The organism is Mycobacterium sp. Aquia_216, assembly GCF_026723865.1.
Lineage (GTDB): Bacteria > Actinomycetota > Actinomycetes > Mycobacteriales > Mycobacteriaceae > Mycobacterium.
The window spans coordinates 5959174-5980184 of the sequence record NZ_CP113529.1 but is presented as its reverse complement, the minus strand read 5'-3'; the positions used below and the strand labels follow the sequence as shown (position 1 = coordinate 5980184).

The 21011-nt window shown below is 67.6% G+C and carries 18 protein-coding genes and 1 pseudogene; 15 read left to right on the top strand and 4 right to left on the bottom strand.

The window, feature by feature from the left end:
- Position 1: 1 nt before the first annotated feature.
- Complete coding sequence (locus OK015_RS28100) at positions 2–790, bottom strand: LppU/SCO3897 family protein (protein ID WP_268128190.1); 789 nt, start codon at positions 788–790, stop codon at positions 2–4.
- Positions 791–889: 99 nt separating this feature from the next.
- On the opposite strand from OK015_RS28100, the gene OK015_RS28095 reads away from it, so the two are divergent.
- From OK015_RS28095 to OK015_RS28075, 5 genes are read left to right on the top strand one after another with little or no spacing between them, the layout of a single operon-like run.
- Positions 890–2512, top strand: coding sequence for a peptide ABC transporter substrate-binding protein (locus tag OK015_RS28095; protein WP_268128189.1), 1623 nt, complete (start codon positions 890–892; stop codon positions 2510–2512).
- Positions 2513–2515: 3 nt separating this feature from the next.
- The gene (locus OK015_RS28090; RefSeq protein WP_268128187.1) at positions 2516–3442 is read left to right on the top strand and encodes an ABC transporter permease; all 927 of its coding nucleotides are present in this window, start codon (positions 2516–2518) and stop codon (positions 3440–3442) included.
- Positions 3435–4298, top strand: coding sequence for an ABC transporter permease (locus OK015_RS28085; protein ID WP_268128185.1), 864 nt, complete (start codon positions 3435–3437; stop codon positions 4296–4298). Before OK015_RS28090 ends, OK015_RS28085 begins: the two co-directional genes overlap by 8 nt.
- A gap of 58 nt (positions 4299–4356) precedes the next feature.
- Positions 4357–5988: a dipeptide ABC transporter ATP-binding protein gene (locus tag OK015_RS28080; RefSeq protein ID WP_268128183.1), complete on the top strand. Its 1632-nt coding sequence runs from the start codon at positions 4357–4359 to the stop codon at positions 5986–5988.
- A gap of 11 nt (positions 5989–5999) precedes the next feature.
- On the top strand, positions 6000–6761 hold the full coding sequence (locus OK015_RS28075) for an oxidoreductase (protein WP_268128182.1): 762 nt from the start codon (positions 6000–6002) through the stop codon (positions 6759–6761).
- Positions 6762–7207: 446 nt separating this feature from the next.
- Here OK015_RS28075 and OK015_RS28070 read toward each other — a convergent pair whose 3' ends face one another.
- Complete coding sequence (locus OK015_RS28070) at positions 7208–8065, bottom strand: HAD-IB family hydrolase (protein ID WP_268128180.1); 858 nt, start codon at positions 8063–8065, stop codon at positions 7208–7210.
- A gap of 491 nt (positions 8066–8556) precedes the next feature.
- Here OK015_RS28070 and ssd point away from each other — a divergent pair, with 491 nt between their 5' ends.
- From ssd to OK015_RS28035, 7 genes and pseudogenes are all read left to right on the top strand, one after another.
- Positions 8557–9606 carry a septum site-determining protein Ssd gene (gene ssd, locus OK015_RS28065; RefSeq protein ID WP_268133171.1) on the top strand — a complete coding sequence of 350 codons (1050 nt, stop codon included), beginning with the start codon at positions 8557–8559 and terminating at the stop codon, positions 9604–9606.
- Positions 9603–10778, top strand: coding sequence for a TadA family conjugal transfer-associated ATPase (locus tag OK015_RS28060; protein WP_268128178.1), 1176 nt, complete (start codon positions 9603–9605; stop codon positions 10776–10778). Before ssd ends, OK015_RS28060 begins: the two co-directional genes overlap by 4 nt.
- On the top strand, positions 10775–11581 hold the full coding sequence (locus tag OK015_RS28055) for a type II secretion system F family protein (RefSeq protein ID WP_268128176.1): 807 nt from the start codon (positions 10775–10777) through the stop codon (positions 11579–11581). The genes OK015_RS28060 and OK015_RS28055 overlap by 4 nt, the downstream gene beginning before the upstream one ends.
- Entirely contained in the window at positions 11578–12171 is a 594-nt protein-coding gene (locus OK015_RS28050; protein WP_268128174.1) for a type II secretion system F family protein, read from the top strand. The genes OK015_RS28055 and OK015_RS28050 overlap by 4 nt, the downstream gene beginning before the upstream one ends.
- A 45-nt stretch (positions 12172–12216) precedes the next feature.
- The gene (locus OK015_RS28045) at positions 12217–12408 is read left to right on the top strand and encodes a DUF4244 domain-containing protein (RefSeq protein ID WP_268133170.1); all 192 of its coding nucleotides are present in this window, start codon (positions 12217–12219) and stop codon (positions 12406–12408) included.
- Between the two features lie 23 nt (positions 12409–12431).
- Positions 12432–12787, top strand: a pseudogene (locus OK015_RS28040) (TadE family type IV pilus minor pilin); the annotation flags it as partial.
- Positions 12751–13062 (top strand): Rv3654c family TadE-like protein, encoded by a 312-nt coding sequence (locus OK015_RS28035; RefSeq protein ID WP_268128172.1) that lies wholly within the window; start codon positions 12751–12753, stop codon positions 13060–13062. The pseudogene OK015_RS28040 and the gene OK015_RS28035, both read left to right, overlap by 37 nt.
- On the opposite strand, the gene OK015_RS28030 is transcribed toward OK015_RS28035, so the two are convergent.
- Positions 13063–14100: a PAS domain-containing protein gene (locus OK015_RS28030; RefSeq protein ID WP_268128171.1), complete on the bottom strand. Its 1038-nt coding sequence runs from the start codon at positions 14098–14100 to the stop codon at positions 13063–13065. It lies immediately after the preceding gene.
- A gap of 312 nt (positions 14101–14412) precedes the next feature.
- The gene (locus tag OK015_RS28025; protein ID WP_268128169.1) at positions 14413–16728 is read right to left on the bottom strand and encodes a DEAD/DEAH box helicase; all 2316 of its coding nucleotides are present in this window, start codon (positions 16726–16728) and stop codon (positions 14413–14415) included.
- A 248-nt stretch (positions 16729–16976) separates the two neighbouring features.
- Here OK015_RS28025 and cspA point away from each other — a divergent pair, with 248 nt between their 5' ends.
- From cspA to topA, 3 genes are all read left to right on the top strand, one after another.
- A complete protein-coding gene (gene cspA / locus OK015_RS28020; RefSeq protein WP_007166602.1) occupies positions 16977–17180 on the top strand; it encodes a cold shock protein CspA in 204 nt (67 codons plus the stop codon).
- Positions 17181–17358: 178 nt separating this feature from the next.
- Positions 17359–17958: a hypothetical protein gene (locus OK015_RS28015; protein WP_268128124.1), complete on the top strand. Its 600-nt coding sequence runs from the start codon at positions 17359–17361 to the stop codon at positions 17956–17958.
- 239 nt (positions 17959–18197) lie between these two features.
- A complete protein-coding gene (gene topA, locus OK015_RS28010; protein ID WP_268128123.1) occupies positions 18198–20999 on the top strand; it encodes a type I DNA topoisomerase in 2802 nt (933 codons plus the stop codon).
- The last annotated feature ends 12 nt before the right edge of the window (positions 21000–21011 follow it).

Below are 21011 nucleotides of genomic sequence, written 5' to 3'. Positions count from 1 at the left end.
CCTACGGCCCGGCAGCCACCACGCAGTAAACGCGCGGTGGAACGGGATAGCTGACCCCTTTGGCGTCCGCGGGGCATTGCGTCTTGTCGGTGCTGCCGTCGATGCGCTGGACGACTTTGACTTGCGCGAATCGTCGGTCGTCACAATCGGCCGGCGTCAGCTTCTTTGACTTGCCGTCATCCATCTTCATGTAGCACTGCCCCTGTTTCAGGTTGGCGGCAAAGCAGAGTGTGGAGGACTCGTTGCTGAATACCTCATAGACCGAGTCTTCCCGCCGGCCGTCGGGACATGTCGCTGTCGGTCCGCCCCGGGCGACGAGTTGGTACGTCGCGTTCGGGTCGGCGCAGTCGGTGGGTGATCGGTTGTGAAACTCCAACCGCAGATCGAATTCGGTGAAGCATTGGCCCATTTGCGGCTCCGCTTGCGGTTCGGTGCGGGTGCCGGATTTCTTGGCCAGCCCCGACGCGGCGCTGGCGAAGTCTCCGACGAGTCCCAACACCAGGACAACCGCGCCGATCGCGATCAAGGTCGTGGACGACCCGCTCGCGCGCGGCGGCGGCGCGGCACGGGGCGGATAACCGGCATAGGGATGTCCGGGATAGGGGCCCAGATATCCCGGCGGCGGCCCCGGCGGATACGGATAGCCGGGACGCGGTCGCTTACGGCTGCGGGAGCGCTCCCGTAGGCCGATCAGCAGACAAGTCAATCCGATCAGGGGAACGCCCAGCGCGAAGGCCAACTCGCCCGCCACGTAGGCGGCGCCGCCCGCAGCGAGAACCGTGACCCCCATGGCCAAATCCTAGGTTGTCGGGTGGCTGCCGCACTTCACCGGCGCTGCACAGCCAGTCCTTCCACGGTCGACGCCGCCGCAGGCCCTAGGGTCGCTGTCATGCGTTGGATGCGGGCCTGGCCGGCTGTCGCTGCCGTCATCGCGTTGACGGTCGCGTCGCTGTCCGGCTGCGGAGGGGGCGTGCTGAGTCCTGAACTGGTGGTGGTGAACGGGGGCGAACCGCCCAACCCACTGATCCCGACCGGCACCAACGACAGCCTCGGGGGGCGGATCCTGGATCGGCTCTTCGCCGGCTTGGTGTCCTACGATGCCGACGGCAAACCATCGCCGGAGGTGGCACAGTCGATCGAGACCACCGACAACGTCAACTACCGGATCATCCTCAAACCGGGCTGGAAGTTCACCGACGGCTCGCCGGTGACAGCCCACTCATTCGTCGACGCGTGGAACTACGGAGCGTTGAGCGCCAACGCCCAACTGCAGCAGGACTTTTTCAGCCCGATCCTCGGATTCGACGACGTCGCCGGTGCGCCGGGCGAAGGCAAGCCGACCACGATGTCCGGGTTGCAGGTCGTCAACGATCTGGAATTCACCGTTCGCCTGCGGGTGCCGACGGTCGATTTCACCTTGCGGCTCGGCCACAACGCGTTCTACCCCTTGCCGGACAAGGCATTTCGCGACATGTCGGCATTCGGCCGCAATCCGATCGGCAACGGGCCCTACCAGCTTGCCGACAGCCCAGACGGCCCGGCCTGGGAGCACAACGTGAAGGTCGACTTGAAACCGAACCCCGATTACCACGGCAACCGAAAACCCCACAACAAGGGCCTGAGGTTCGAGTTCTACGGCAACCTGGATACCGCTTACGCCGATCTACTGTCCGGCAATCTCGATGTCCTGGACACGATTCCGTCCAGCGCACTGACGATTTATAAGCGCGACCTGGGCGGCAACGCCGCCAGTGGGCCCGTCGCGGTCAGCCAATCGCTCGACACGCCACTGCGGTTGCCGCATTTCGGGGGTGAAGAAGGCCGGCTGCGGCGGTTGGCGCTGTCGGCGGCCATCAATCGCCCGCAGATCTGTCAGCAGATCTTCAACGGCACCCGCAGCCCGGCGCGCGATTTCACCGCCCGATCCCTTCCGGGATTCGACCCGAACATCCCGGGCAACGACGCGTTGGACTTCAACCCCGAACGGGCACGGCAACTCTGGGGGCAGGCCAACGCGATCTCACCGTGGAGCGGGCGGTACGCCATCGCGTACAACGCCGACAGCGGGCATCAGGAGTGGGTGGACGCGGTGGCCAACAGCATCAAGAACGTGCTGGGCATCGACGCCGTCGGCGCACCGCACCCCACCTTCGCTGGCTTCCGCACCCAGATCACCAACCGCACCATCGACACCGCGTTCCGCGCCGGCTGGATCGGCGACTACCCGTCGATGATCGAGTTCCTCGCCCCGCTGTACGCGACCGGTGCGGGATCCAATGACGTCGGGTACTCCAGCCGGGAGTTCGACGCCGGGCTGGCGGCCGCCGAGGCCGCACCCAGCCTGCAGCGGGCCGACGTGCTCGTCAACGTTGCGCAACGAATCTTGTTGCGCGACATGCCCGCTGTTCCGTTGTGGTATTACATCGCCGTGATCGGCTGGTCGTCAGCGGTCCATGACGTCAAGGCCACCTGGAACGGGCTGCCGGACTACGAGAATGTCGTCAAGGCCTAAGACATGGGGTGGTACATCGCGCGCAGAATCGCCGTCATGGTGCCCGTCTTCCTGGGCGCCACATTGCTGATTTACGGCATGGTCTTCCTGCTGCCCGGCGACCCGCTCGCCGCGATCGCCGGAGACCGACCGCTGACTCCGGCCGTGGCCGCACAGCTGCGTGCGCGCTATCACCTCGATGATCCCTTCCTCCTGCAATATCTGCGCTACATCGGCGGCGTTCTGCACGGCGACCTCGGTCGTGCCTATTCCGGGTTGCCGGTCAGTTCGGTTCTGGCACATGCATTTCCGGTCACAATCCGGCTGGCGCTGATCGCGCTGGTCGTGGAAGCTGTGCTGGGAGTCGGGTTCGGTGTGATCTCGGGCCTGCGCACCGGCGGGCTATTCGATTCCACCGTGCTGATCACCGGCCTGATCATCATCGCGATCCCGATCTTCGTGCTGGGCTTTCTGGCCCAATTCGTGTTCGGGGTCCGGCTGGGCATCGCGCCGGTCACGGTAGGCGAACGGGCGACGTTCGCACGCCTGCTGTTGCCCGGAATAGTTTTGGGCTCAGTGTCATTCGCCTACGTGGTGCGGTTGACCCGATCGGCGGTCGCGGCTAATGCGCATGCCGACTATGTCCGCACCGCCACCGCGAAAGGGTTGTCGCGGCCCCGGGTAGTGACCGTGCACATCCTGCGCAACTCACTGATCCCGGTGGTGACGTTCCTGGGTGCCGATCTCGGTGCGCTGATGGGCGGAGCCATCGTGACCGAAGGCATCTTCAACATCCACGGCGTCGGTGGCGTGCTCTATCAGGCCGTCACCCGGCAGGAGGCGCCGACCGTGGTGTCGATAGTGACCGTGCTGGTGCTGATCTATCTGATCACCAACCTGCTGGTCGACCTGCTCTACGCGGCTCTGGACCCGAGGATCCGCTATGGCTGAGCACTCCGGCTTCTGGGGCGAGGCCTGGCGCCGGCTGCACCGCCGGCCGAAGTTCGTCGTCGCCGCGCTGCTGATCCTGCTGATCCTTCTCGTCGCGCTGTTTCCGGCGCTGTTCACCCACGCCGATCCGAGCTACGCCGACCCCAGCCAAAGTCTGGTCGGCCCCTCGACGGCGCACTGGTTCGGCACCGACCTGCAGGGCCACGACATCTACACGCGCACCGTCTATGGGGCGCGGGCCTCGGTGACGGTCGGGCTGGGTGCCACGCTGCTGGTATTCGTCGTCGGCGGGGCGGTCGGCGCGCTGGCCGGCTTCTACGGGGGCTGGGCCGACGCGGTGGTCTCGCGGATCACCGACGTGTTCTTCGGCCTGCCGTTGCTGCTGGCCGCGATCGTGCTCATGCAGGTCCTGCACCACCGCACGGTGTGGACGGTGATCGCCATCCTGGCGCTGTTCGGCTGGCCGCAGGTGGCCAGGATCGCTCGTGGCGCGGTGCTGGAGGTCCGGGCCAGCGACTACGTACTCGCGGCTAAAGCGCTGGGGTTGAGCAGGTTTCAGACGCTGCTGCGACACGCCTTGCCCAACGCCGTTGGTCCGGTCATCGCGATGTCCACCATTGCGCTCGGCGCCTTCATCGTCACCGAGGCCACGTTGTCCTACCTCGGCGTCGGGCTGCCCACTTCCGTGGTGTCGTGGGGCGGTGACATCAACCTCGCACAGACACGGCTACGCGCCGGCTCACCGATCTTGTTCTATCCCGCCGGCGCACTGGCGATTACGGTGCTGGCGTTCATGATGATGGGTGACGCTTTGCGTGACGCTCTGGATCCGGCGTCACGGGCGCAGCGGGCATGAACCGCACCGGCGACGATGCAGTGGGGGCACCTCCCGGTTGCGGGAGAGAGCGGTGCCCATGAGCCTCGCGGAATCGCCGCTGCTGTCGGTCGAGGGCCTGGAAGTCAGATTCGGCGACCACGCCCCCGCAGTGTGTGGGGTAGATCTCAGCGTTATGCGGGGGCAGACCGTCGCCGTGGTCGGTGAATCGGGATCGGGAAAATCCACCACGGCCGCCGCGGTCCTTGGTCTGCTCGCACCCGGGGGACGAATTACGGCGGGCCGCATCACTTTTGACGGTCTCGACATCGCCTCGGCCGATCGCGAGACTGACACCCGGCTGCTCCGCTCGATCCGGGGCCGTCGCATCGGCTACGTACCCCAAGACCCGATGACCAACCTCAACCCTGTTTGGAAGGTCGGCTTTCAGATCTCAGAAGCATTGCGGGCCAACACCGATGGTCGTCAGGCGCGTCGGCGGGCGGTAGAGCTGCTCGCTCAGGCCGGTATGCCGGATCCGGAAAAGCAAGCAGGCAAGTATCCGCACCAGTTGTCCGGCGGCATGTGTCAACGTGCGCTGATCGCCATCGGGCTGGCGGGCCATCCGCAGCTGCTGATCGCCGATGAGCCGACGTCGGCTCTGGACGTCACGGTGCAACGGCAGGTGCTCGACCACTTGCAGCGCCTCACCGACGAACTGGGCACCGCGCTGCTGCTGATCACTCACGATCTGGCGCTGGCCGCCGAACGGGCGGAGCGGGTGGTCGTCGTGAACCGTGGGATGGTGGTGGAATCCGGTGCCGCACAGTCGATCCTGCGGGACCCGCAACACGAGTACACCCGGCGTTTGGTGGCCGCGGCTCCGTCGTTGACGGTCCGGAGTCCGGCGGGGGTACGGCCGGCACCGGCCGCCGAAGACATCCTCGTCGCCTCGGGCCTGACCAAGGTCTACCGGGAATCGCAGGGCGCACCATGGCGGCGGGCTCAGTTCCGCGCCGTCGACGCGGTGTCCTTCCGGCTGCGCAGAGCCAGCACTCTGGCCATTGTCGGCGAGTCGGGTTCGGGGAAATCGACGGTGGCGCGGATGGCGTTGGGTCTGCTCCAACCCACCTCGGGCACAGTCGTTTTCGATGGTATTCAGATCTCCGACGCGCTGCAGCGGGACGCGATGATGGCCTTTCGGCGGCGCGTGCAGCCGGTGTTCCAGAATCCCTACAGCAGCCTGGATCCGATGTACTCGGTGTTCCGCGCGATCGAGGAACCGTTGCGCATCCACCGGGTCGGCGACCGCAAGCAACGCGAGAAAACGGTGCGCGAGCTCGTCGACCAGGTGGCCTTGCCGTCGTCGGTGCTCGGCAGGTTGCCCCGCGAGCTCTCGGGCGGTCAACGGCAACGGGTCGCGATCGCACGGGCGTTGGCGCTGCGGCCCGAGGTGCTGGTGTGTGATGAGGCGGTATCGGCGCTCGACGTGCTGGTGCAGGCGCAGATTCTGGACCTGTTGGCCGCGCTGCAGTCCGAATTGGGTCTTGCCTACCTTTTCATCAGCCACGACCTGGCGGTCATCCGGCAGATCGCCGACGACGTGCTGGTGATGCGCGCCGGACGGGTCGTGGAGCAGGCCACCACCGAGCAGCTGTTCACCAGGCCCCGCCACGAGTACACGCGCCAATTGCTGGAGGCCATTCCCGGTGCGTTCACACCGCCCCGATAGGTTGGCAACCTGTGACGGCAGACCCGCTGGCCCCGCTGATGGAGCTTCCCGGCGTCGCCGAGGCCAGTGACCGGGCCCGCGACGCGCTGGGCCGCGCGCACCGTCATCGGGCAAATCTGCGGGGCTGGCCGGTAACGGCCGCCGAGGCTGCGTTGCGGGCGGCGCGCGCTTCGTCGGTGCTCGATGGCGGCCCGGTGCGGTTCGAGGACCTGGCGGACAGCTCGGGCGTCAGCGATCCGGTGTTCGGCGGAGCGCTGCGAGTGGCCCAGGCGCTGGAGGGCGGTGGTGGCGCGTTGGTCGGCATTTGGCGCCGCGCTCCGTTGCAGGCGCTGGCCCGGCTGCACATGCTCGCGGCGGCCGACCAGGTCGATGACGACCAACTCGGCCGGCCGCGGGCCGACCCCGAGATCGGGCCGCGTCTCGAGCTGCTCGGTGAGTTGGTGGCCGGTCGCACACAGGTGCCGGGGCCGGTGGTCGCCGCGGTCGCGCACGGAGAACTGCTGACGCTCAGGCCGTTTGGCAGCGCGGATGGCGTCGTGGCGCGCGCGGTGTCTCGATTGGTGACCGTCGCCAGCGGGCTGGATCCGCACGGGCTGGGGGTCCCCGAGGTGAGCTGGATGCGCAAACCCGGGGACTATCGTGCTGCCGCAAGCGGTTTCGCCGAAGGCACGCCCGCCGGCGTCGGGGCCTGGTTGGTGCTGTGCTGCCGGGCGATGCAGGCCGGCGCGCAAGAGGCACTGTCGATCGCCGAGTCGTTGCCGGGCAAGAGCTGAGCGGCGCCCGCGAAAGCGGTCCAGACATGCAGAGCGGGCGGCGTTCCGAAATATTCGGTGCGCCGCCCGCTAGCACGAAACTCGGTTACCAAGCGTGCATCTGTGGGGCTGCGTGGGTGGCCTCGGCGATCTTGCGACGCTTCAAGCTACAACCCCACCCAAGGAGTTGTTAATACTTATCTGCTTTTCGCAATTACGCAGGCCCGCAACACTTCTGCCATTATCGCGGCTATGACTCCGCGTGGGTGCCGAGTACCGTGCTGGGCGCCCGGATCAGGAGATCGAACCTTCTCTTCCGGATCGACCTAGGCCTCACCGGGCTTCCGTGGTTCCTTTGTACCCCTAGACCCTTAGCACAGCAAGGCCCAATTCTGCGAATGTTGCAAAGCGCCACCGAATGGGACGCGTGACGTGTTTGCTAGCGCTTGTCGCCGCGGCTAGATCGGCTAGATCGCGAAGCGGCGCAGCAGCGAGTAGGTCACCGCGCCGGCGGCCAGCGCGGTGATGCTCACCGCGGCAGTGGTGGCGATCGCGGCTCCCGACGGCGCCGGAATTCGGTCCCGCAGCGAGATCGGCCGGGAGAAATTCAAAACGGGCCAACCGCGTTCGGTCGCTTCCTTGCGCAACCCGCGGTCGGGGTTGACCACGCTGGGATGTCCGACGGACTCGAGCATCGGCAGATCGGTGATCGAGTCCGAATAGGCGTAGCAGTGTTCCAGCGGATAGCCCTCGCGGGCGGCCAGCTCCCGGATCGCTTGGACCTTGCCTTCGCCGTAGCAGTAGAAGGCGACCTCACCGGTGTACTTGCCATCCTCGACGACCATCCGGGTCGCCATCGCATGGGTGGCGCCGAGTGCGCGGGCGATCGGCGCGACGATTTCCTCGCCGGATGCCGACACCACGACGACGTCGCGGCCGCACAATTTGTGCGCGGCGATGAGGTCCGCGGCCTCGGCGAACACCAGCGGAGTCACGATGTCGTGCAGCGTTTCGTTGACGATCGACTTGATCTGAGCAACGTCCCAACCGGTGCACATGTTGGCCAAGTGGGTGCGCATCCGGTCCATCTGGTCATGATCGGCACCAGAGAGCAGAAAGATGAATTGGGCGTAGCTGGACTTCAGCACGGCCCGGCGGTTGAGCAGTCCCTGGTCGAAGAACGGTTTGCTGAACGCCAGGGTGCTGGACTTGGCGATGATCGTCTTATCCAGGTCGAAAAAGGCGGCGGTCCGGGCGTGCGGAGGGCCGGTTACGGCTGTCTGCACCGAGGTTTGCTGGTGCGCGTCCGGGTCGGAGACGGTCACCGACCCAGCATAGGTCGGTCAGTCGGTGAGTCGGGGGGTGCCGGCGAATTGAGCACCGACCAGCGGGTAACAGGCGAGGCCAACGGTGTTTTTGCGGCTCAATCTGTTTATTCGAATAAAACCGCTACTTGCGTCCTTCCCCACTGTCGTGTGTATAGTAAGCATTACTCGGCCTGAGCCGAGGGTGTATCAGCCCGACCCCCCGGGGCTGATACACGACGACCTCCGCCTCCTCCCCCCCTGGCGGGGGTCGTCCCTTTTCTGGGGTAATTTTCCCGGTATTCAGACCATCCGGCACAGCCACTGGCGCGTTGCGGGCACGGTGTTATCCATAGCCTCGACAAGCACTGACCCGAAGCCTTTGTGCACACTTGCGTCTCTCTCCACAAATCCGGCTTTGGGACTGGTGTCCCATCCTCTGCTGCCCGCACGGTGGTGGGGTGACTGTCACGACCGGCACCGAAGCGAGGCGTACCGCGGGCGTATTGGCGGTGCTGGCCGACGCGAACTTGCGTAACGAGGTGGACCGGGTGGCCGCCGCGGTGGGTGTTCGAGTGGTGCACGCTGGCGGTTCGGCGGTGGGTCGGAAAACCTGGTCGGCGGCCGCGGCGGTGGTACTCGACGCGGCGGCCGCGGATCGCTGTGGGCGTGCCGGTCTGCCGCGCCGTGCTCACGTCAGCGTGCTGAGCACCGCCGAACCCGCGACTGCCACCTGGACTGCCGCCGTTGCGGTCGGCGCTCAGCACGTGCTGAGCCTGCCCGAGCAGGAACACGAATTGATCCGCGAGCTCGCCGAATCCGCCGAATCGATCCGGGACGACGGGTTGCGCGGCGAGGTCGTCGCGGTGATCGGGGGTTGTGGCGGGGCCGGCGCGTCATTGTTCGCGGCCGCAGTGGCGCGGGCCGCGCCCGACGCGTTGTTAGTCGATCTCGATCCCTGGGGCGGCGGCCTCGATCTGTTGCTCGGCGGTGAGGCCACACCGGGTTTACGCTGGCCCGACCTGGCTCTGCAGGGCGGACGCCTCACCTGGTCGGCCGTGCGGGATGCGCTGCCGCGCCTGGACGGCATCAGCTTGCTGTCCGGCACGCGGCGCGGCTACGAGCCGGACGCGGCGCCGGTAGACGCGCTCATCGACGCGGGCCGCCGCGGGGGAGTCACCGTCGTGTGCGATCTGCCTCGTCGGCTGAGCGACGCCACCCAAGCCGCGCTGGATGCCGCCGACCTGGTCGTTGTCGTCAGCCCGTGCGATGTGCGGGCGTGTGCGGCGACCGCGGCGATGACGCCGGTGCTGGCCGCGATCAATCCCAACCTCGGGTTGGTCGCGCGGGGTCCGTCGCCGGGCGGATTGCGGGCGGCCGAAGTCGCTGACATCGCCGGATTGCCGTTGCTGGCGTCGATGAGGGCGCAGCCGCAACTGGCCGAGCAGCTGGAACACGGTGGTCTGCGCCTGGGCCGGCGATCCGCGCTGACGGCGGCGGCTCGCCGGGTGCTCGCCGTACTGCCGCGCGCGGGATCCGGGCCGAAGGCCAGGGCGGCGTGACCGGCTCGCTGATTGAACGGGTGCGCGAGCGGCTGGCCGCCGAATCGGCCCCGCTGGGTTCTTCTTTGAGGCCCAGCGTGGTGGCCGCCGCGATTCGGGCCGAATCCGGCGGGATGCTCGGCGATACCGAGGTCCTGGCCAACCTTCGGGTGCTACAGACCGAACTGACCGGCGCCGGCATCCTCGAACCGCTGCTGTGCGCCGACGGCACGACCGACGTCCTGGTCACCGCGCCGGACGCGGTGTGGGTTGACGCGGGAAACGGTTTGCGACGCAGCCACATCCGGTTTGCCGACGAGGCGGCAGTGCGGCGGTTGGCGCAGCGACTGGCGTTGGCCGCCGGCCGCCGTCTCGATGATGCGCAGCCCTGGGTCGACGGCCAGCTGACCGGTATCGGCGCCGGCGGCTTCGCCGTGCGGTTGCACGCGGTCCTGCCGCCCGTGGCTGCCGGCGGCACCTGTTTGTCGCTGCGGGTCTTGCGGCCGGCCACGCAGGATCTGGCGGCGCTGACCGCGGCGGGTGCGATCGCCCCTCGGGCTGCCACACTCGTGGCCGACATCATCGCGGCCCGGTTGGCGTTCCTGGTGTGTGGTGGTACCGGCGCCGGGAAAACGACGTTGCTGGCGGCCATGCTGGGTGCGGTATCGCCGACCGAGCGGATCGTGTGCGTCGAGGATGCCGCCGAGTTGGCGCCCCGGCATCCCCATCTGGTCAAGCTGGTCGCCAGACGCGCCAATGTCGAAGGCGTGGGCGAGGTTCCGGTGCGTCAACTGGTCCGGCAAGCACTGCGCATGCGGCCCGACCGCATCGTGGTCGGTGAGGTCAGGGGCGCCGAAGTGGTCGACCTGCTCGCGGCGCTGAATACCGGCCACGACGGCGGGGCGGGCACGGTTCATGCCAACAATCCCGGCGAGGTCCCCGCCCGGCTGGAGGCGCTGGGTGCGCTCGGCGGTCTGGACCGCGCCGCGCTGCACAGCCAGCTCGCCGCCGCGGTGCAGGTGCTGCTGCACGTCGCCCGGGACCGGCGAGGCCGGCGCCGGCTCGCGGAGATCTCGGTGCTGCGCCCCGTCGACGGGCGAGTCCGGGCAGTGACGGCGTGGCATGCCGACCAGGGGCTGACCGACGATGCGGATGAGCTGCATCGCGTGCTGCGAAGCCGGTTGCCGGCATGAACGGTCTCGCGCCTGCTGCCTTGCTATTGGCATCGGCGCTGTTGGTCTTTCCGTCGTCGCCGCGGCGGCGACTCGGCGCTGCGACGCCAGCGCGCCGACGAATCCTGGTTGGCGCCCGCGGGGCCGGCTACCTCGCCGCGTGCGCCGCTGTTGCGGCCGCGACGGTGCTGCCGCTGACGACGGCGATAGCCGCTGCAATGGTGACCGCCACGGCGATCTTGCGTTACCACCGGCGTCGTCACGTCCGGCGCGCCACCGAGGAGAGCCGGACGTTGGAAGCCGCCCTCGATGTGGTGGTCGGAGAGCTCCGAGTGGGCTCACATCCGGTGCAAGCGTTCAGTGTGGCTGCCGACGAAACCGTTGGCGCGGTTGCCATATCGCTGCGTGCGGTCGCGGCCCGGGCGCGATTGGGTGCAGATGTTTCGGCGGGCTTGCGCGCCGCGGCCCGCTCGTCGGCCCAGCCCACGCACTGGCATCGACTGGCCGTGTGCTGGCAGCTCGCCAGCGATCACGGGCTCGCGATCGCGACTCTGATGCGTACCGCACAACGCGATATCGTTGAGCACCAACAATTCTCGGCGCGAGTTGACTCGGGCATGGCCGGGGCGCGGGCCACCGCGACAATACTGGCAGGCCTGCCGGTGCTGGGAGTTTTGCTGGGCCAACTGATCGGTGCTCGCCCGTTGAGCTTCTTGCTGAGTGGGCACGCCGGCGGGTGGCTCTTGGTGGTCGGGTCGCTGCTGGCGTGCGGCGGCCTGCTGTGGTCCGACCGGATCATCCGGCGTGCGGGAGCCGTGGCATGAGCGCCGCGGCGGTATTGCTGGCCCTGGCGTTGTTGATCGGACCCGGTCCGTCGCTGGTGCGGGCGCGGGCCGGCACAACGCTTCCCACGCAACGGCTGCCGCCCGGGTTGCCCGACGTTTCGGATCGCGGGCCGGACCCGCTGGCCGTCGCATCGAGCTTCGACGTGCTGGCCGTGTGCCTGGCGGCCGGTATGGCGGTGTCGACGGCGGCGGCCGTGACCGCCGCGTCCGCGCCGCCGAAGCTGGCCCGGGTGTTGCGCCGGGCTGCTGACCTACTGGCGCTGGGCGCCGATCCCGCTGTCGCGTGGTCGATCTCGCCGGAGAAGACGGTTGACGTGCCCACCGATGCGCTACTGCGCCTGGCGCGGCGGTCGGCGTCGTCGGGTGCGGCGCTGGCCGGCGGCCTCGCCGAACTGGCCGACCAGTCTCGACGCGATGCCGCGCACGCCGCGGCGGCGGCTGCCGAGCGGGCGGGCGTACTGATCGCCGGGCCGCTCGGGCTGTGCTTCCTGCCGGCCTTTGTCTGCCTGGGCATTGTCCCGGTGGTGGCGGGGCTGGCCGGAGATGTCCTGCAGTCAGGATTGCTGTGAAGGGCGAGCCGAGACCACAACAGAGAGGACACATTGGTGATCAACATGTTTCGCGTATTGATGGCGCGGTTGACGGTCCTGGCCACGGACGAATCGGGGATGTCTACAGTCGAATACGCCATCGGCACCATCGCCGCGGCCGCCTTCGGCGCGATCCTCTACACCGTCGTCACCGGCGACTCGATCGTGTCGGCGTTGACCAACATCATCGGTCGCGCACTCAACACCAAGGTCTAGCCGGTTGTGCCGGCTCGAGCACCGTGGAAGCGGCATTGGCGATCGCCGCGCTGGTGGTGGTGCTGGTGCTTTGCCTGGCCGGGGTCACGGCAGTGTCGATGCAGGTGCGCTGTGTCGATGCGGCCCGCGAGGCCGCCCGGTTGGCCGCGCGTGGTGACGAACGCTCGGCGGTCGACGTGGCGCGCCGAATCGCGCCGGCCGGAGCGCGCGTGCAGGTGCGCCGCGACGGCGAATTCCTGGTCGCTACGGTCGCCGCGCGCTCAAAGATTCTGCCCGCGTTGGACATTAGCGCCAAGGCGGTCTCGGCGACGGAGCCGTCGGGATGACCGCGGCTCGGCGACAGTGCTCGCGGCAGCCATGGTTGCGGTGCTGCTGTGCGTTGCGGGCGCCTGCGCCTACGTCGGCGCGGCGGTGGTGGCACGCCATCGCGCGCAGGCGGTTGCCGATCTTGCCGCGTTGGCCGCCGCGGCCCGGTTGCCCTCCGGAGCGGAGGCGGCCTGCGCCCGGGCCGGTGCGGTAGCCCGCGCGATGCGGGTCGAGGACGTCGGATGCCGGGTGGACGATCTCGACGTCGTCGTCACCGTCCGCGTGGCGGTGGTGTTTGCCGGGGTCGCTCAAGCCGCCGCGCGGGCCGGCCCGGCCGACGCGGCCTGATCAGCCGTTGTCGTCCGCGGCTTTTGGCATGCCGACGCCGGCGAGCTCGTCGTCGCTGGGCAGGCGCAGGGAGACCAGCCCGACGAAGGTATCGGGTTCGAGTTCGACCCGGTTGGCTGTCACGTGCACGGGGACCCAATCGCCGTCGAAGCCGCGCATCCGGAGCATGCGGCTGGTTGTCCCTTTGCTGAATTCCTTGGTCATGGCCGACATCTGGGGCGCGTCATCGGGATGGACGTGCGGCCTGTCCTTGTCGGCGCCCCGCCAGTCGTAGAAGTCGCAGGGCTCGTCGAGCCATTTCAGCAGCGTCCAGTTCTTGAGGTCGACAAGTGCTCGGTGTACTCCAGCCTGCCGCAGTCCGTTGAGGATTCGCAGCGCCAGGTCATCGGTGGAGACCACCGGGCCCTTGAGTTCGGTGCGCCAGTTCATCGCCCGCGCGACGAGGTGATCCCGTCCGTCCGGTCCGGGCTCCATCGCGCTGCGGCCAACGAACCCTATCCGGATGGGTGTCCCTTGCCAATCGGTGAGATCCCAAGTGCTGCACAGTGTTAGCCCTGGCTTGGCTTTGACGGCCATGGCCAGCACCTTGGTTTCGTTCGGATTGAGTTCGCGCGACGGAAGATCCTCGGCAAACGCTCGGCCGAAGGTGACTTCGACGTCGGGATTCTTACCGCTGATGGCGAGTGACTCGCGGGTGTCGGTGGCCACGCCCAGGGTCAGGTCCCACTTCAGTGGGCCGGCGGTGGGTAGCTCCGGTGGCTCGATGTCGGCGGGTCCGGTCCAGACGTGCACACCGTGGATGAATCCGTCGGACATCACCACCGGTTCGGTGCGGATGACCCGGTCGCGCTTCGGGGTGATGCTGGTCAGGCCCTGGCCGGTCTGCATCGACTCGCCTATCGCGGTGCGGACAGCGGCGAGATGGGGACTGCGGCGGAGGAAGGTCGTGATCGGGACAAGGTTCTTGAGTTGCCGCCCTTGCGCTACCACGGCGGGCTCGTCCCCCAGTGTCTCCACGAGCAACCAGTCGTGGGCCATGCGATCGATTTTAGTGCGCCGAGAGCCCGGCGTGGTTCTCCGGGCGCGCCGTCGTCGCGCCAGCAAAGCTGCGCGCAACACCTTGCCGATGATCCCGCGAATCGACTTCGCCGCCGCTGGGTTACTGATAAGTTTGCAAACCAGAACACAGCCTTGGTAGTTTTCTGCACCGGCCGATGGTCGCGCTTTGAGACAACACGCTGGCGTATCTTCAGTAGCGAGGAAACGCATTCGGCGGTTGTTGTACGCGAATCCGTGGAGGTCGACCGTCGAGGGGTCGGTCGCCGTCCGCAGGGTTGCTCAGCGCGATCTCTACGGCAACTCGGCAAGGACGAGTCGCAGCACCAGCACAGCTCCCGCCTTGTCCAACGGGTCGTTGCCGTTGCCGCATTTGGGGGACTGCACGCAGGACGGACAACCCATCGGGCATTCGCACGCTTCGATGGCTGCCGCCGTCGCACTCAACCAGGTCCGTGCCTGCCGAAAACCGCGTTCGGCGAACCCCGCCCCGCCCGGGTACCCGTCGTAGACGAAAACGCTGGGCTTGCCCAGCGGACCGAGCGCGGTGGACATGCCGCCGATGTCACCGCGGTCGCAGCTGGCCACCAACGGCAGCAGCCCAATGGCGGCATGTTCGGCCGCGTGCAACGAGCCGGGAATCCGCGGCGCGTCGATCCCGTTGCGTGCCAACGCCTCCGGCGTGATCGTGTACATGACCGCGGTAGTGTCGAGGACTTGTTCGGGCATGTCCAGCTCGATGAAATCGATGACCTCCCCGGAAAGGCGCCGGCGCAGGTAGCCCACGACCTGGTGGGTGACCCTGACCGGCACCACCCCCAGGGTCACCGGACCGAAAGTCGATCGCTCGCCGCTGCCGGTGACCTGGATGTCGGTGATTTCGCGCGCGAACGTCGCGTAGCCGGGATCCTCGGCGTGTACGAAGGCGATTCCGCCCTCCATATCCAGCGAATCGACGACGTAACTGTCGCCTTGATGCAGGTAAACCGCCCCCGGGTGCACCGACGCGGGGGCCTGACCGACCCCGGTACCGCCCAGCAATCGGCCCGTGTCGGTCTCGACGATGACGATCTGCCCGCCCGCCGAGCCCCGGATGTCCACCGCGCCATGCGGTTCTAAGCCGGGCGCGGGGAAATACTTGCCGTTGCGCCGGCGCAGCAGCCCGTCGTCTACCAGGCCCTCGGCCACTTGCCCGGCGCCGAACTCCCGCACTTCCGCTTCCTCGAGTGGCAATTCGGTTGCGGCACAGAGTAGTTGGGGTCCGAGAAGGTACGGGTTGGCGGGGTCGATCACCACGCGTTCGACCGGTTTACCCAGGAGTGCCGCGGGATTGTGCACCAGATACGTGTCCAGCGGATCGTCACGCGCGATCAACACCACCAGCGCGCCCTGTCCGCGGCGCCCGGAACGGCCGGCTTGCTGCCAGAACGACGCCACCGTCCCGGGAAACCCGGCGAGCACCACCGCATCCAGCCCGGCGATGTCGACACCCAACTCCAACGCGTTGGTGGTGGCCAAACCGCGCAATCGGCCCTCTGCCAGCGCGCGCTCCAGGGCGTTGCGGTCCTCGGCGAGATAACCGGCCCGGTAGGACGCCACCGTCTGGGATAGGTCCGCGGCGACGTCATCGAGGCGCGCCCGGGCGCCCAGCGCCGTCAATTCGGCCGCCCGCCGGGAGCGTACGAATGTCAGTGTCTGGGCTCCCTCGGCGATCAGGTCCGCCATCACCCGCGCCGCCTCGACGCCGGCGGAACGGCGTACCGGGGCGCCGTGCTCGCCGGTCACGTCGGTGCGCAGCGCGGGCTCCCACAACGCCACGGTGCGCGCACCCTGCGGTGAGCCGTCTTCGGTGACCTCCGCGACGGGCAGTCCGATGAGTTCGGAAGCCGTCGTGCCCGGCGAATCCGTCGTCGCGCTGGCGAAAATCACCGTGGGCGCTGCCGAGTAACGTGCGCACAGCCGCAGCAGGCGGCGCAGCACCATCGCGACGTTCGAGCCGAAAACGCCACGGTAGTAATGGCATTCGTCGACGATCACGAATCGGAGGCCGCGCAGCAAGACCGCCCAGCGCGGATGGTTTCGCAAAATGGACAAGTGGATCATGTCGGGGTTGGAAAACAGCCAGCGGGAGCGCTCACGGGCGAAGCGGCGCACCTCGCCGGGGCTGTCGCCGTCGTAGGCGGTGGGCGCGACCGCGAAATCTGGAGAGGCCAGTCTCGGCACGGCGGAGGTCAGTGCGTACGCGGTGCGCAGCTGGTCGTGACCAAGGGCCTTCGTCGGCGACAGGTATAGCACCCGGGCCAACGGGTCCGTCGCCAGCGCATTGAGCACGGGCAGTTGATAGGCCAGTGACTTGCCCGAGGCGGTGCCGGTGCTGATCACGACATGACGGCCGGCGTGGGCCAATTCGGCGGCCTGTGCCTGGTGTGACCACGGCGTGCTGATGCCGCGGTCGGCAAAGGCCGCAACGACGTCGGGTTCGGCCCATTCCGGCCAAACATGGGGCCGGCCGCTGCGGGCCGGCAGCTCCGCGACGTGGCGCAGCGGATGCTCGTCCGCAGCGGTACCGGCGAGCGCGACAGCGAGCAGGTCGCCGCCGAAACTCGCCATGTCACACCCTCCAAGAATCAGTCAGGGACACAAGTCTGTCGCCGAGGCGATGAACATGGTTGACTGTTTGCGGTCGTAGCTTCTGTGTTCGTGTCAAAACTTCGCAGGATCGACGTTGCGACCCGCGGTTCCTGCGAGGTTAACGGTCGGGTGAAGTTCCGACGACTCCGTGAGGTATGGCGGTGACAACGGGCCCGGGGCACCGAAACGCGGTGCTCCGCACCTTGAAGAAAAGGAAAGATCGAGAAATGCCACAGGGAACTGTGAAGTGGTTCAACGCGGAGAAGGGGTTCGGTTTCATCGCCCCTGAAGATGGTTCCGCGGATGTTTTTGTCCACTACACGGAGATCCAGGGTTCGGGCTTCCGCACCCTCGAAGAAAATCAGAAGGTCGAGTTTGAGATCGGCCACAGCCCTAAGGGCCCCCAGGCCACCGGAGTCCGCTCCGTCTAAATCGAGCAGATTCTGACGAAAACCCCCCGTGCAATCCGCTTAACGGGTTCCGCCGGGGGGTTTTCACTATCTATTCACGCCTCCGCAACCTCCGGCCGGAAGCGGCGGCCGCGCAACGCCGGCCGCCGCGCCGAATGCCTTAAGGCGGGGATCGAAGACCTGGCTTACTGTCGGTGTGGTGAGCCAGCTTTCCTTCTTCACAGCGGAGGCGGTGCCCCCCGCGGTCGCCGATCTGTGCGGAGTGCTGGCGGCCTCTGGCCAAATCGTGACGGTGGGCGCCTCCGACGTCTCTGGGGCCCGTGGGGCCCGGCTGTCGGTGGTCGTGGATCAGCTCTGGCGTGCCTCGGCACTGGCGGAGATGATCGCCGAGGCCGGCTTGGTCCCCGAGATCGGCCGCACCGACGAAGACACGCCGCTGGTGCGCACCGCGGTCGACCCGTCGTTGACCGCGATCGCCGCCGAGTGGACCCGCGGCGCGGTCAAGACGGTGCCACCGCGCTGGCTGCCCGGCCCGCGCGAGTTGCGAGCCTGGACCATTGCGGCCGGGACTCCCGAGGGCGACCACTATCAGCTGGGCCTGGATCCCCACGCGCCCGACACCCATTCGCCGCTGGCGTCGGCCCTGATGCGGGTCGGGATCGCGCCCACCCTGATCGGCACCCGCGGCGGGCGCCCCGCGCTACGGATCAGCGGCCGCCGCAGGCTATCGCGGCTGGTAGAGAACGTGGGGGAACATCCTGACGGCGACGAGGCGTTGGAGCTGTGGCCCCGCGTTTAGCCGGGCGGCCCGGGCGCCGGGGACAGCACCCGCCACACGGGTCTGGTCGTCGTTAGGATCTGCGTTTTTGGGGAGTCGGTTTGCGTCGGCCTACCTCCGGGTGCGAAATTGTCAGGTGCCCGAAGGGAAGGAACGCCGGCGTATCTGAATTTCAGCGGAATTTCAGACGTCTGCCTGTCATTCTTCCTGCAGGGCGGTCTCGAACCGGGACCGAGAGAAGAGATGGAGCGTAAGCGCAGGTGGCTGACCCGACAGTAGGCCGCGACAGCAGCGGCAATGGCAGCCCGAGGCGACTTGTCATCGTCGAGTCGCCGACGAAAGCGCGCAAACTCGCGGGCTACCTGGGCTCCGCCTACATCGTTGAGTCGTCGCGAGGGCACATCCGTGACCTGCCCAGAGCCGCCGCCGACGTGCCCGCCAAGTTCAAGTCGGAGCCCTGGGCCCGGCTCGGGGTCAACGTGGACGCGGACTTCGAACCGCTCTACATCATCAGCCCGGAGAAGAAGAGTACGGTCACCGAGCTCAAGGGCCTGCTCAAGGACGTCGACGAGCTCTATCTGGCCACGGATGGTGACCGCGAGGGCGAGGCCATCGCCTGGCACCTGATGGAAACGCTGAAGCCGCGCATCCCGGTCAAGCGGATGGTGTTCCACGAGATCACCGAGCCGGCCATCCTCGAGGCCGCGCAAAACCCCCGCGACCTCGACATCGACCTGGTCGACGCGCAGGAAACCCGTCGCATCCTGGACCGGCTGTACGGCTACGAGGTCAGTCCGGTGCTGTGGAAGAAGGTCGCGCCCAGGCTGTCGGCGGGCCGGGTGCAGTCCGTGGCCACCCGCATCATCGTGCAGCGCGAACGCGACCGCATGGCGTTCCGCAGCGCCTCGTACTGGGACATCGTTGCCCAGCTGGACGCCAGCGTGTCCGACCCGAACGCCCAGCCGCCCACCTTCATCGCTCGCCTGACCTCGGTAGGCGGATTGCGGGTCGCCACCGGCCGTGATTTCGACTCGCTGGGCAAGCTGCGCAAGGCCGATGAAGTGACCGTGCTCGACGAAGCGGTAGCGACGGAGCTGGCCAGCGGTTTGCGTGGCGCGCAGCTGTCCGTGGCCTCGGTCGAGGAGAAGCCCTACACCCGGCGTCCCTACGCGCCGTTCATGACGTCGACGCTGCAGCAGGAGGCCGGCCGCAAGCTGCGCTTCTCGTCGGAGCGGACGATGAGCATCGCCCAGCGGCTCTACGAAAACGGCTACATCACCTATATGCGTACCGACTCGACGACGCTGTCGCAGTCGGCGATCAACGCGGCGCGCAATCAGGCGCGTCAGCTTTACGGCGACGAGTACGTGTCCCCGTCGCCGCGGCAGTACACCCGGAAGGTGAAGAACGCTCAGGAGGCGCACGAGGCGATCCGGCCGGCGGGTGAAACGTTCGCGACACCGGACGCGGTGCGCCGTGAACTCGACGGCGACGAGTTCCGCCTCTACGAGTTGATCTGGCAGCGCACCGTGGCCTCGCAGATGGCGGACGCGCGCGGTACGACGCTGAGCCTGCGGATCAACGGCCTGTCAACGGGGTCGCAGACCCCAACAGAGGTGGTGTTCTCGGCCAGCGGTCGCACCATCACCTTCGCCGGCTTCCTGAAGGCCTACGTGGAAACCGTGGACGAATTGGCCGGCGGCGAGGCCGACGACGCCGAGCGCCGGCTGCCCCAACTCACCGAGGGACAGCGGCTGGCCGCCCTCGAGCTCACTCCCGACGGCCACGCCACCAACCCGCCGGCCCGCTTCACCGAGGCGTCGTTGATAAAAACCCTCGAGGAGCTGGGCATCGGCCGCCCGTCGACGTACACGTCGATCATCAAGACCATCCAGGACCGCGGCTACGTGCACAAGAAGGGCAGCGCGCTGGTGCCCTCGTGGGTTGCGTTCGCCGTCACCGGGCTGCTGGAGCAGCATTTCGGCCGGCTCGTCGACTACGACTTCACCGCGGCGATGGAAGACGAGCTCGACGCGATCGCATCCGGCAACGAGCAACGCACCAACTGGCTCAACAACTTCTACTTCGGCGGCGACCACGGCGTGCAGGATTCGGTGGCACGCTCCGGTGGGCTCAAGAAGCTCGTCGGCGTCAACCTCGAGGGCATTGATGCCCGAGAAGTCAACTCCATCAAGCTGTTTGACGATGAGCAGGGCCGTCCCGTCTACGTCCGGGTGGGCAAGAACGGACCGTATCTCGAGCGCCCCGTTGTCGGCGACGACGGGGAGACAAAGCCGCAACGTGCCAACCTCAACGACTCGCTGACTCCCGACGAGCTGACCCTCGAGGTCGCCGAAGAGCTTTTCGCCACCCCGCAAGAGGGTCGCTCGCTGGGTGTGGATCCCGAGTCTGGCCACGAAATCGTGGCCAAGGACGGCCGTTACGGGCCGTATGTGACCGAGGTCCTGCCCGAGCCGCCCCCGGAGGACGGTGACGCGGCCCCGGCGAAGAAGGGTAAGAAGCCCACCGGCCCCAAGCCTCGCACCGGCTCACTGCTGCGCACCATGGATCTGCAGACCGTCACGCTCGAAGACGCGTTGAGGCTGCTGTCGCTGCCCCGGGTGGTGGGTGCCGACCCTGCGTCCGGCGAGGAAATCACCGCGCAGAACGGGCGCTACGGCCCATACTTGAAGCGCGGCACGGATTCTCGTTCGCTGGCGACCGAGGAGCAGATGTTTACGATCACGCTCGACGAGGCGCTGAAGATCTACGCCGAGCCGAAACGCCGTGGCCGGCAAGCTGCTTCGGCGCCTCCATTGCGCGAGCTGGGCAATGATCCAGTGTCAGGCAAGCCAATGGTGGTGAAGGACGGCCGATTTGGGCCGTATGTCACCGACGGCGAGACCAACGCCAGCCTGCGCAAGGGCGACGACGTGCTGTCGATCACCGACGAGCGCGCCGCCGAGTTGCTGGCCGATCGGCGGGCCCGGGGTCCGGTGAAACGGCCCGCGAAGAAGGCCACGCGCAAAGCCCCGGCGAAAAAGGCCGCCAAGCGCAGTTAGCGCCGGCGGCGA